The 2,439-nt window shown below is 67.4% G+C and carries 2 protein-coding genes and 1 tRNA gene; 2 read left to right on the plus strand and 1 reads right to left on the minus strand.

The annotated features are described in order from the left end of the window. Positions 1 to 419: 419 nt before the first annotated feature. Both H5J29_RS29265 and H5J29_RS29270 read left to right on the plus strand, forming a co-directional pair. Positions 420 to 493 (plus strand) — tRNA-Met (locus H5J29_RS29265). Positions 494 to 925: 432 nt separating this feature from the next. Further along, positions 926 to 1,642 (plus strand): hypothetical protein, encoded by a 717-nt coding sequence (locus H5J29_RS29270; RefSeq protein ID WP_181784207.1) that lies wholly within the window; start codon positions 926 to 928, stop codon positions 1,640 to 1,642. 285 nt (positions 1,643 to 1,927) lie between these two features. On the opposite strand, the gene H5J29_RS29275 is transcribed toward H5J29_RS29270, so the two are convergent. Then, the coding region (locus tag H5J29_RS29275) for a LysR substrate-binding domain-containing protein (RefSeq protein WP_246394457.1) at positions 1,928 to 2,439 on the minus strand (512 nt) is incomplete at its 5' end.

Consider the following 2,439-nt stretch of genomic DNA (forward strand, 5'->3'; position numbering starts at 1 on the left):
GCGGACATCTCCGCGGCGCTGGCGCAGCTCAAGTCGGCCCAACAGGGTGGGGACTTCGCGGCCCAGGGGCAGGCTCTGGCGGCTCTCGACTCGGCCGTCCAGCGCTTCCAGCAGGCCCAGAGCGCCCCGGCGCCCGCCCCCGGCGGGTAGTCGCCGCACGGTCTCTCGACGGGCGGTCCCGGGCTTCCGGGGCCGCCCGTCGGCGTTCCGGGGGACCGGGTGGGGTTGTGAGGAGGGACACCGAAGCCCGCCGACGCCCCGTTGACCTGCGATTATCGAAGGTCGAGCCGCTGTCGGCGACATCGCCGCAGGTCAGAGCCTCGCAGGCGCGGGGGACCCCCCGTGCACGTGGTGTTCGCGGGCGTGTAATGTTCCTGGCACAAGAGAAAAACAGCGGCACACGGAACGACAGCCGCTAGCGCGGGGTGGAGCAGCTCGGTAGCTCGCTGGGCTCATAACCCAGAGGTCGTAGGTTCGAATCCTACCCCCGCTACAAAGGTCAGAAGGCCCCCGGAGAGATCCGGGGGCCTTCTGCGTCGGTGTTTGTGACCAGCACGCCCGGTCAGGGCTGCTCTTCGGTGAGCCGCTGGCGGATCAGCTTGGCCACCAGCTCGGCGGCCTCGCGGTCGTGGCCCGTGGAGCGGTGGCCGTAGATCTGCACGGTGATCCCCTCGTGCGCGTGGCCGACCCGGTCGCTGACGATCTTGGAGTTGCATGCCGCTGGCCGGCGAGAGCGTGGCGTAGGTGTACCGGACGTCGTGCGGCCTGATCCGCCGCACTCCGGCCAGGTCGACGAACCGGTTGAACCGCCGGGTGGTCGTGTCCGCGTGCAGCATCCGGCCGTCCTCCAGGCCGGTGGTCGCCCGGGATTTCATTAGCCTAGATGGAGTAGCCTGGGCCGCGCTCGCGCGGGAGGAGGTCGCCGATGTCGAGCCGGAGAATCTGGGGTCCTGTCCTCTTGCAGGCTGCGGCGTCACTTGCTCGACACCGTATCGAGCCAACCAGTCGGGATGTCGTCGAGACTTACTGGGACATCGTCTTCGCTGCCGGCTATCAGTATGCGGTGCCGTCGTTCACGGAGCGGGCGGATGAGGGTCTCGACCAGACGGCTTACGAACTCGATCAGATTTTGCAGCAAGGATGGCTGAAAGGTGACGGCATCGACTCACCTCAAGCTGTCTATACAGAGTCGAGTGCGATGCGGCCGATCTGCATCAGGAATCCGACCAGCCAGCTGTGTGGAGATAAGCCCGAGGGGGCGTTCTGGACGTCCTCCTACCTGCCCGACGGTAGTAGTGCTTGGGCTCGCAGCGAGGAGAGTGAATTCTCGGGGCGAAGTAGGCCGCTTCGAGACTTCACGTTCGAGCCGATAGCTCCTGGGGGGATCTATCTGATTCGCAATCCGAAGGACTATCAAGAGCTAGTCGCCGCCCATCCCCGTGAAACTGGGAATGGACGGTTGGCCGTCGACTGGTCACAGGTGGCGAGCAACTATGTCGCAGTGCGCCTGACGGCCGCTGGACTCGCTCTCGCGCAGCATTACCGTGTTGCGGTCCCGGGGGGGATCGCGCAGCTCTCCGGTTGGGATGCCGAGTCCACAGCGTGGCTCCACCTGCCTCGAAGCGCACGCCTCCCCGCCTGAGGATCCCAGACCGGGTCAAGACGACTCAGAGTGCGAGGTCTTCGATGACGGGCTGTAGCGAGGGAGAGCTCGTCGAGTGTTCGCCGTAGACAGATCAATCATGATCGTGATGCGGTCGGCCTACCGACATACGGAGGTGAGATGCGTATCCTGGGGATTGTTGTTGTGGCGCCACCCCGAACGAGCCGTGCCAGAAGGCTGACTGCCATGCGACTGCGGACTTTCTCATCGTCGACAGGCAGACCTTGATCAAGACCCGGTCATCCATGGTGTCGGGTCTCGCGCTCACAAGGCCGTCGCCGTGCGGACCAGGCTGGCGACGGCGCGGGAGTGGCTGTGCGGGGGCCAGGCGATCAGGGTGGTGACAGAGGGGGCGTCCACCACCGGCACGGCGACGAGCCCTTCTCGCAGGCCCTGGCGCACCGAGTCGGGGAGCATCGTCGTGGCGCGGCCCAGACCGATGAGCTGGAGCAACTGGGCGTGGTCGTGGACCTCCGGGCCGGGGCCGGGCCGGTAGGACCCCGAGCCGTCCGGCCACCGGGCCATCGGCAGGTCCGATCCGGTCAGCTCGGCGAGAGTGAGCTCCGTGCGGGTGGCCAGATCGTGGCCCGCCGGGACCACCGCGACCTGCGACTCGACGGCGAGGGCCTCGGTGTCGAGCCCGCTGACGTCGTCGAAGGGCAGGTGCAGCAGCGCCACGTCCGCGCGGCCGTCCCGCAGCATGGGGCCCTGCTCGGCGATCCCGCAGAGCTCCACCTCGACGGGGACCGCGTCGGGTTCGGCGGCGTACCGGTCGA

Source organism: Pseudonocardia pini (assembly GCF_013870575.1).
GTDB lineage: Bacteria > Actinomycetota > Actinomycetes > Mycobacteriales > Pseudonocardiaceae > Pseudonocardia > Pseudonocardia pini.

Excerpts from the sequence above, each read along its gene's own strand:
- H5J29_RS29270 (WP_181784207.1), top strand. The coding sequence starts at position 926 with ATGTCGAGCCGGAGAATCTGGGGTCCTGTCCTCTTGCAGGCTGCGGCG.